Origin of the sequence: Streptomyces sp. NPDC058457 (genome assembly GCF_042720695.1) — a bacterium.
In the GTDB taxonomy this organism is placed as follows: domain Bacteria; phylum Actinomycetota; class Actinomycetes; order Streptomycetales; family Streptomycetaceae; genus Streptomyces.
Genome location: NZ_JBHXLU010000093.1, coordinates 41033 through 47619, shown reverse-complemented (window position 1 = coordinate 47619; position 6587 = coordinate 41033). Strand labels below are relative to the sequence as shown.

Genomic DNA, 6587 nt, shown 5'->3' with positions numbered 1-6587 from the left:
AGCCGGGCCTCCCCCGCACTCCCGGGCGGGGGCAAGTGCGTACGACGGACCGTAGGACCGTCGTACGCGATAGCTTGCTCGGCCGCATGCCAGGCAGTGATCCGGCCCCAGGCCGCAGGAGGTATCGGAGGGCTCGAAGCGTGTCATCGGGGCGTCTGGGCCTTCGTACGGCGCACCTCGTGGAGGACTTCGGCGACGAAGTCGAGGGCCAGGACCGGGTGGTGGAGGGTGCGGGGCGTGTCGGCGGGGGTGCGCTGCACAGTCCGGGTGTCGTCGGGGCCGGGTTCAGCGCGGTGTAGGTGTCCGTACCGCAGGAGCACGGTGATCCAGGCCTCGGCTTCGGCGGGGGTGGATGGTGCGGTGCGCATCGTGAGTCTCCGGTTCATGGACGTGAGTCGGTGGGGTGCAGGTGGGCGGCCCGGCTGTCACCGTCGTCCGCCCACCCGTCCGAGTTCTTCGGTCAGGCGGTCTCGGTGGCCGAGTGCTGGCCGGTCTCTGCGCGGAGTTGTTGCATCAGGGCGGTCAACCGGTCGTTGGCCAGCGTCTTGCCCTGTCCGCGGATGGCGTCCGCGACGACCTCGCGGGTGACCTTGCCCGTGTCGGCGACCGCCTGGCGGGCGATCGACAGGAGGGTGTCCGTCTGCGGGACGGTGTCCGGGGCGCCGTTGTCCGAGGTCTCCGAGAAGCTGTCCGGGCCGGTGACCGAGCGGGCGGCCAGCCGTGGGCGGGTTACCGGGGCAGGTCTACTGACCGGCTGTCCGCCCAGGTCAGCAGTGTCACCACGGTGGGCGGGCCTCGGCTCCATGCCGCTCCCCAGGTCTCCGGACGGTTCCGCTCGGTCAGTCGATGTCGGTCGCGAGGGGCCGGAGGTGACCGCCGGTGGGCTGCTCTCCGACGGTGAGAGCGCGGCCGAGTGCTCGGAGGTGACAGGGGCTGGCCGCTGTCCGTCCGCCGCTCGCGGGGACATCAGCCGGTCAGCGGCGATCCGGTCGGTCCGGCCCTCGAGAGTGTCCGGGTGTCCGCGGTGAACGGCTTCGGTGACCCTCCGGGCTATGAGGATGTAGAGGTGGACGGCTCCGGCCAGGGCGAGCGGCGCGATGGTCGACAGGGCGCCGACGGTGACATCGCCGAGCCGTAGTCCGCCGCCTTCTGGACGCTGCTGGTTGAGACGTACGGCGTGTAGGGCGTTGGCCCAGATGCTGGCGGCCGTCGCCGTGCCGAACAGTGTCCACACGTACAGGCGGGCGGCGAAGGAGGCGGCGCGCAGGACCAGGAGCGCGCGTACGCCGTAGGCGATGAAGCCGTCGATCACCAGGGGGAAGACGAAGGTGAGGGGTGCTCGGACGTGGATGGCAGTGGCCATCTGTTGCAGGGCGTCGTACGAGAGCGCGCATCCGGCGCCGCCGAGGGCGACGATTGCGGCTCGGTCCCAGCCAGTGATCCGCGCCGGAGCCGACACGCTGGGGTTCACGCGGCCGTCCCGAGGTCGTCGCGTGCGGGTGTCTCGGCTGCGGGTGCCTTGAACACCTTCGTAGGGCTCTTGGGCCTCTTCCCCTTGCTGGCCCTCTTCTGGTCGACGGCCCGGTTGCGGATCTCCCGGCGGGTGCGGCGGTAGAGCTTCTCGGCGTGCTCCTCGGTGACCTTGAGCAGCCAGGCGAGCCGCTCGGCCGGAACCCCGGCCTGGTAGGCGGCGCGGACGACGGCATCGCGTTCGGTCTGCGTGAGGTGGATGTCGCGGCCGGCCAGCACGGCGTTCACGCGGGCGTAGTCGAAACGGCTTTGGAGGTTGCGGTGCAGGGGGTCACGTTCCTCTTCGGTCATGCCTCCCCGGATGCCGTCGCGGTCTCCGTTTTCGAGGGCGGCGTCCAGGCAGGTGGACCGGACGGGGCACTGCGCGCACAGGGCCTTGGCAGCTCGGATGAGGTCCATCTCGTCCGGCTCGGGGAAGAAGATGTCGGGATCGACCTGGTGATGGGGCGTCGAGCGGCAGGCGGCGCTGTCGTGCCAAGTGAGGTCGCCGAGGGCGCGCGGCATGTGGTTCTCGGTGCTGTGCATGGTGGGGGTCTCCGGTGGCCTTGGGCGCGTTTGGGCGTGCGCGTCCCAGGGTTGGTGCGTGAACGAGGGGGAACCGGTGGCAGTCGGTCGCGGCAGAGGTCAGGCGGCAACGATGCGGCGACGCTCGGCTGCCAGGGCTCGTCTGCGGTCAGGGCCGTCGAGGATGACCTTGTCGCTCATCTCGGTCAGCCGGGAGGCAATGCGGTCGCCGACGTGCTGGCGCAGGTCCACCATGCCGAGATTGGTGGTGATCAGCGTCGGGAGCATCTCGTTGTAGCGGCGGTTGATGAGCCGCATCGTGATCTCCTCGGTCCACTCGCTGTTCTTCGCAGCGCCGAGGTCGTCGATGATGAGCAGCGGGCAGCGTGCCAAGTCCATCAGTTCCCTCTCGCCGTCGTGGCCAGGGCGGGGCCGCAGCTCGGCGTACAGGTCGGCGGCCGTGGTCGCCTTCCAGCGCAGCCGGACTCCGGCGAGGAGCAGGGACCGGATCGCGCCGTAAGCCTGGTGGGTCTTGCCCGTGCCGGTGGTGCCCACGATCAGCAGCGAGCGGCCCTGCGCGATGCCTGGGGCACCCTCGGGCCCGGGACGGCCGGCCTCGGCGATCTCCCTGGCCCAGGCAGCGACCGCTGGATGGTCGGCGACCGCGGCCCGGTATCGAGCCGGGATGCGGTCCTGCGCTGCTTGGAGGGCGGGGTTGGGCTCGGCCACGTCGGTGAGCGAAGCGGCCGGATCGATGCCCCGGGCGGTCAGGATGTTGGCCAAGCGGCGGGCGATGCCGCCGACGGGCTGGACGTCATGGTCGCGCATCACAGCTCCTCGGCGTAGGCGGCGGCAGGGTCGGCGGGATTGGCCCAGGCCCGGTGACCGGGCACGTTAGGCCGCGATTCCGTCCGCGCCAAACCGGCGGAGGTGGCGTTCATGGCCTCGTGGACCAGACTCGGCAAGGTGCTCGGGTGCAGTCCCTTCGCCCGGTGGCGAGCCAGCCCGGCCCGGATGTGGTCCGGATCGATGCCCTCGGCGAGGAGCTTGGCTGTCTCTCGGCCAAGGTGACCGAGCACGCCGCTGGGCGGCCGGTGGGCGCAGGAGGCGGCGTACTCGGCCATGAGCTGCTGGGTCGAGACAGCCTCCGGTGCGGGGCCGCTGGCGGCCTCCGAAGGAGAAGTAGTTCCTAGATCCAGGTTCCTAGGTCCTAGATCCGGACCATGAGGGCTCACCGAGGGCTCACTGAGTCCTCCACGAGCACTCTGCGAGGGCTCACGGAGAACGCTCTGAGCTGCGGCTTCGTGATGGATGGGAGGCTCGTGCGCGATGCGTGAACCCTCACGGAGTCCTCCGCGCGGCTCCACGGAGGACTCCGTGACGTCTCCGTGAGTTCGTGGCGTGGCCGAGGTGGAATGTTCGACGTCGTGGTGCGGGCAGGCCGGGAATCGAACACCGCTCGGCCGGTTGATCTTCTGGTGCTGGCGCCAGGTGACGATGTGCAGGTACCGCTTTCCGTCACCCCCTTCGTAGCGGCAGATCAGACGGGCGTTAGCGAGTTGGGTCAGGTCGTCCTCGACGTCCACGGGACCGTGTCCCGGGCGCAGCGACCACAGCAGGCCAGTGATCACGGCGGGCTGGTCACGAAAGCGACCGTGGTCGTCGGCCTGGGTGAGGAGGCCGAAGAACGTCCGCTCGGCGGCGAGGGAGACGGCGGCGAGCGACTCGGATGAGAAGGCCTCGGGCTTGATCGTTCGTATCCGGGCCACGGGTCAACGGCCCCCGTCCGATGACGCGAAGCCACACGCGGTGGGATGCATCGACCCGGTGGCCAAGTCGAGGTCATGCACCTCATCCCAGTTCACCTCGGGAAAGGCTCGGATCACCCAGCGGCCGGCGACAACTCGCCGAGTCCGGTTGAGAAGTACGGGCTGCCCTTGCTCGTCATACGCGTGGGTGTAGGGACTCGGCCAGGTCTGGCTGGGCTGGTGCTGCGAGACGCGGATGATGCGGGCACCGGGCACCATCTCCGCCAGGAGGAGAGCCAGGCGTGGTTGGCGGAAGCCGTCAGCGGGATCAACGGCCGTGGCGGGCCGGGCTGCGATCGCCCTTCCGCCTTGGGACGCGGGCATGCGAGAATTCCTCACTCGTAGGTGGGGTGGGACGGCCGTTCTCGTCGAAAAGGCCAGCCGACTCGCCCCGGTTATGAATCCGCACCCTCAGGGGTGGCGGGCTCGGCGCTCAGGAGCCGCTAACTCCTGGGCGCCGTTCTCATTTCCTGCTGGAAATGGCAGAGTTGACGCTGGGCTTGGTTCCGTTTCCCTCCGTTGGCGGAGCGCCGCTAGGCGATGCCGGCGTTGGACCAGCAACATATGCAGTAGCTGGTGAACACTCCAGCGGACAGCGGACATCGACGGACGCTGACGCCAACTCGACATATACCGCTGAGTTGGAGCAGCTCACGACGGAAGGCCGCGCCGAGCACAGCCCTCCGGATCGAATCCTCCGGATGCGGATTCTGCCGTCCGTTCAACGCAGCCAAGACATGCCACGCTCCTCACATAACGGCCACTCACAAATCTTCGTTCTGGGCAGGGCATGGCAGAGGTACGCCTTTCGCGCCGTCCAAGTTCGAAGCCGCACACGCTCCAGCGCACGAGGGTCGGGGTCCCCCGACGCCGCTCCCATTCCGGGCGCCCTCCGCGCGCGGGATACCGCGCTTGCGTTCCGGCGACCCCGTCTCGGCCGGGAGCCTTGACGGGATCGAAGACGAGGACCGAGACGGCGTGCAGCGCCACTCGCCCTTCGCTAAGCTGAAGCTATTCCCGGCTAGAGAAAAAGTCAACATGCTGGATCGACTCCAGCTTGCATAAAAAGCGAGGTCAGATGCCCGCCCGCCACTTCGACCGGAGCCGTCTGCGTACGGTCCGGCGAGCCGCCGAGATCTACCAGGCCGCCGTGGGCGAGGCTCTGGGTGTCTCCGACTCCGCGGTCGCGAGCTGGGAGAGCGGTGCGCAGACTCCTGATCCGGAGAAACTGCCCGCCTTGGCCCGCGCTCTCGGCCGGGACCTGAACGACCTGTTCCCGCGGTCCGGGCCCCCCGATCTGACCGATCTGCGCTGCGATGTCGGCTATTACCAGTACGAGACAGCCGCGCTGATCGGAACCCGAAGCGCCGGCCCAGTGGCGGCGGCCGAACGTGGCGAGCGACGCCTGAAGGACAGGTATGTACCCGCGTTGGCGTCGGCGTACGGGGTCAGCGAGGAGGAGCTGCGGCAAGCTGAGGCCAGATCGATCGCCAAGGCGCAGGGCCTGCGTGTCGACGAACCAGAACTGTCGGGAGAGACGGCGGGCACGGTTCTTGACGGCCCTCCTGAATCGCTGGCCGAGAAGGTCACTCTGCTCCTGGACAACTCGTACCCCAGCCCTCCTGGGCCTCCCTCTGACGCGGAAATGACCGATGCGGTGAACGCCCATGCCGGAGCCCAGATCATCACCGAGCAGGAGTTCCGGGACCTCCGTACCGGCGTCGCCGAATCCGCATCGCCCGCCGTGTTGGACGCGCTGGCGGCTGTCGTCGGTGTCTCACGGATGTATTTCGAACCGGATGACACCGTGGCGGCCCAGGTCTACGAGGGTCTTCAGCTCCTGGCGGCCGCCAAGAAGGGAGCCGTGGGCCGAGTGAGAGCTCGTGGCCTCGGCGCACAGGGGCTGTCGCCGAAAGCCATGGCGCTGGTCAACGAGTTGGTTGCAGAGCTGGAGGAGAAGGAGACGGGCACAGGCAAGTGACGCCTGTCCGGAAGCCAGCGCGCACTGCGGACGGGCTGTGTCGCTGGTGGGGACCTCGATGACGGTCCGGCTCGGCTACCTATCAGCCTGATCCAAGGCCGGACAGCGCCGGTACCGTCGCCGGGTGCCGCTCGTGGGCGCTGCGATGTGCTTGGAACCCGTTGGACGGAATCAGGTCTGGGGTCGGTCGATTTTGATGAACCGGACGACGACATCCGTGATGGGCCGGCCATTGCTGCCGGTAGGGATCTTCGCGATGGCGTGCACGACCTCTTGTCCCTTGATCACTTCCCCGATGATCGTGTGCTGGCCGTTGAGATGCGGTGCCGGCCTGAGGGTGATGAAGAACTGTGAGCCGACCGTGTCCGGAGCCGTGGTGGTCATGGCCACCATGTACGGCCGGTCGAAATTCACTGCCGGATCGATTTCGTCCGGGAACTCCCAGCCAGGTCCTCCGGTGCCGTCGGCCTGAGGATCGCCTCCCTGGATCATGAGGCCGGCGACCACCCGGTGGAAGATCGTTCCGCTGTAGAGCGGCCCGAAGCCCAGTTCACCCGTCCGCGGGTCTCGCCACGTCCAGGTCCCGCGGGCCAGGCCGCTGAAGCTCGCGACCGTCTCCGGCGCTGACTCCGGAAGCAACCTCACGACGATCTGCCCCAGCGTTGTATGCAACGTGGCGGTCAGCTCTTCCACCATGGACTTCCGTCCCGTCATCCGTGTCCCCGCACATGGAACTGCACAACTTCGCAGGTCAGCGTGAAGAC

7 protein-coding genes are annotated in these 6587 nt (G+C 68.5%); 1 reads left to right on the top strand and 6 read right to left on the bottom strand.

Annotation, left to right across the window (positions count from 1 at the left end):
• Positions 1 to 143 precede the first annotated feature (143 nt).
• The 5 genes from ACFWPS_RS43970 to ACFWPS_RS43950 form a co-directional block, all read right to left on the bottom strand.
• Positions 144 to 368 (bottom strand): hypothetical protein, encoded by a 225-nt coding sequence (locus ACFWPS_RS43970; protein ID WP_383717048.1) that lies wholly within the window; start codon positions 366 to 368, stop codon positions 144 to 146.
• A gap of 92 nt (positions 369 to 460) precedes the next feature.
• Complete coding sequence (locus tag ACFWPS_RS43965) at positions 461 to 1471, bottom strand: DUF2637 domain-containing protein (protein ID WP_383717045.1); 1011 nt, start codon at positions 1469 to 1471, stop codon at positions 461 to 463.
• Positions 1468 to 2055, bottom strand: a complete 588-nt coding sequence (locus ACFWPS_RS43960) for a WhiB family transcriptional regulator (RefSeq protein WP_383717043.1) — start codon at positions 2053 to 2055, stop codon at positions 1468 to 1470. Before ACFWPS_RS43960 ends, ACFWPS_RS43965 begins: the two co-directional genes overlap by 4 nt.
• A 99-nt stretch (positions 2056 to 2154) precedes the next feature.
• Positions 2155 to 2862: an ATP-binding protein gene (locus ACFWPS_RS43955; protein ID WP_383717041.1), complete on the bottom strand. Its 708-nt coding sequence runs from the start codon at positions 2860 to 2862 to the stop codon at positions 2155 to 2157.
• Positions 2862 to 3803, bottom strand: a complete 942-nt coding sequence (locus ACFWPS_RS43950; RefSeq protein WP_383717038.1) for a hypothetical protein — start codon at positions 3801 to 3803, stop codon at positions 2862 to 2864. Before ACFWPS_RS43950 ends, ACFWPS_RS43955 begins: the two co-directional genes overlap by 1 nt.
• A gap of 1117 nt (positions 3804 to 4920) precedes the next feature.
• Here ACFWPS_RS43950 and ACFWPS_RS43945 point away from each other — a divergent pair.
• Positions 4921 to 5823 carry a helix-turn-helix transcriptional regulator gene (locus tag ACFWPS_RS43945; RefSeq protein ID WP_383717036.1) on the top strand — a complete coding sequence of 301 codons (903 nt, stop codon included), beginning with the start codon at positions 4921 to 4923 and terminating at the stop codon, positions 5821 to 5823.
• 171 nt (positions 5824 to 5994) lie between these two features.
• Here ACFWPS_RS43945 and ACFWPS_RS43940 read toward each other — a convergent pair whose 3' ends face one another.
• Positions 5995 to 6519, bottom strand: a complete 525-nt coding sequence (locus ACFWPS_RS43940; protein WP_383717033.1) for a peptidylprolyl isomerase — start codon at positions 6517 to 6519, stop codon at positions 5995 to 5997.
• Between the last annotated feature and the right edge of the window lie 68 nt (positions 6520 to 6587).

Bases quoted from the DNA above. Each gene is read 5' to 3' on its own strand.
- ACFWPS_RS43970 (WP_383717048.1), bottom strand. From the start codon at position 368: ATGCGCACCGCACCATCCACCCCCGCCGAAGCCGAGGCCTGGATCACC.
- ACFWPS_RS43960 (WP_383717043.1), bottom strand. From the start codon at position 2,055: ATGCACAGCACCGAGAACCACATGCCGCGCGCCCTCGGCGACCTCACT.
- ACFWPS_RS43955 (WP_383717041.1), bottom strand. From the start codon at position 2,862: ATGCGCGACCATGACGTCCAGCCCGTCGGCGGCATCGCCCGCCGCTTG.
- ACFWPS_RS43945 (WP_383717036.1), top strand. From the start codon at position 4,921: ATGCCCGCCCGCCACTTCGACCGGAGCCGTCTGCGTACGGTCCGGCGA.
- ACFWPS_RS43940 (WP_383717033.1), bottom strand. From the start codon at position 6,519: ATGGTGGAAGAGCTGACCGCCACGTTGCATACAACGCTGGGGCAGATC.